General features: G+C 69.4%; 1 protein-coding gene. It reads right to left on the bottom strand.

Annotated features, from left to right (window positions below; translation table 11 throughout):
• Positions 1-124 precede the first annotated feature (124 nt).
• Complete coding sequence (locus ACH4TP_RS40340; protein ID WP_398440721.1) at positions 125-1,363, bottom strand: IS701 family transposase; 1,239 nt, start codon at positions 1,361-1,363, stop codon at positions 125-127.
• Positions 1,364-1,419: the final 56 nt, after the last annotated feature.

Raw genomic sequence — 1,419 nt, 5'->3', positions numbered from 1 at the left:
CTAGTAGTGCTTCGTTAGGTTCTTCGTCTGGTTCTGTTGCGGGGCAGGGGTCGGCCGCAGGTGGTGCAGGTGCCGGTCCAGCACTGCAGCAGGTCCTGGAGGGCGTCGAGGACCTGGTAGAGGGTCAGGCCGGCGTGGGGGCTTTTGGGTCGAGCCGCCGCAGGGTGAGGAAGGCCTGGGCGGCGGTGACGAGGGTGACGTGGTGGTGCCAGCCGCGCCAGGTGCGGCCCTCGAAGTGGTCCAGGCCCAGGCCGTGTTTGAGCTCGCGGTAGTCGTGCTCGATGCGCCAGCGCATCTTCGCCCACTTGACGAGGTCCTCGGCCGGTGTGGTGGCGGGCAGGTTCGATATCCAGTAGCCCGTCGGCGTGTCCTGGCCGTGTGGCCACTCGACCAGAAGGGTGCGGGCGGGCAGGACACCGTCCCATCGGTTGCGGCCGCCGCCCGCCTGCTGGGCCGCGGCCAGGGACTGCTTGCCCGCCGGCCGGACCCTCAGGACAGTGAACCGTGAGGTCATCGCGCCTTTGCTGCCCTGTCGCCAGGTGACCTCGGTGAACTGTTCCGTGCCGGTTTCCTCCGCGAAGGCACGGACGGCTCGGGGCGGGGTGCGGTAGCGGGGCAGGGTCGGCGGTCCGAGCCCGCCATAGACGGGCCGGTGCGGCCGGGCCTGTTCGGCATGGGCGACTTCTTTGCCGGTCAGCGCGAGGACATAGGACAGTCCGCGTTCCTCCAGGCCCATCCGGAACGGGGTGCTGACGCCGTAGCCCGCGTCGGCGACCACCACCGGCGCCTCCAGTTCCCAGCCGGCGAGCGTGTCGAGCAGACCGAGCGCCAGACGCCACTTCTCCTGATGGGCAACGGCTTCTTCCGGCACCCCGGCCCGATGGCAGCGGACCGGCTCGTCCGTCCACTCCCGCGGCAGATACAACTGCCAGTCCAGCGGGCAGGACGCGGTGTCGGTGGCGGTGTGGACACTGACCGCGACCTGGCAGTTCGCCCGTTTCCCCAGCGCTCCGCAGTACTGCCGGGCCACCCCGACCGAAGCGGTGCCGCACTTGGGGAACGACACGTCGTCGATCACCCACACCTCCGGGCTGATCGCCTCGCTCAGCCGTTCGGCGATCCGCCGCCTCACCGGCAGCGGATCCCACGGCGACTGGTTCACGAACTGCTGCAGGGCCTGCATGTTCCCGTCCGGCAGCCGCTCGGCCATCGGCTGGACCGACTTGCGCCGCCCGTCCAGCATCAGACCCCGCAGATAACACCCGCCCCACCGCCGCTGATCCCGCCGCGGAAGCGAGGCGAACACATCGGCAACGAACTCCGACACTTCACCCCGGAGCCGTTCCACCTCCCCCAACTTCATAGCCGGAAGATGCCCACCACCAGGCAAGATCACCCGACGTAACGAAGCACTACTAG

It is taken from the genome of Streptomyces sp. NPDC021012 (assembly GCF_044333355.1).
In the GTDB taxonomy this organism is placed as follows: Bacteria; Actinomycetota; Actinomycetes; order Streptomycetales; family Streptomycetaceae; genus Streptomyces.
The sequence above is the reverse complement of the archived record's forward strand: the minus strand, read 5'-3'. Positions and strand labels throughout refer to the sequence as shown.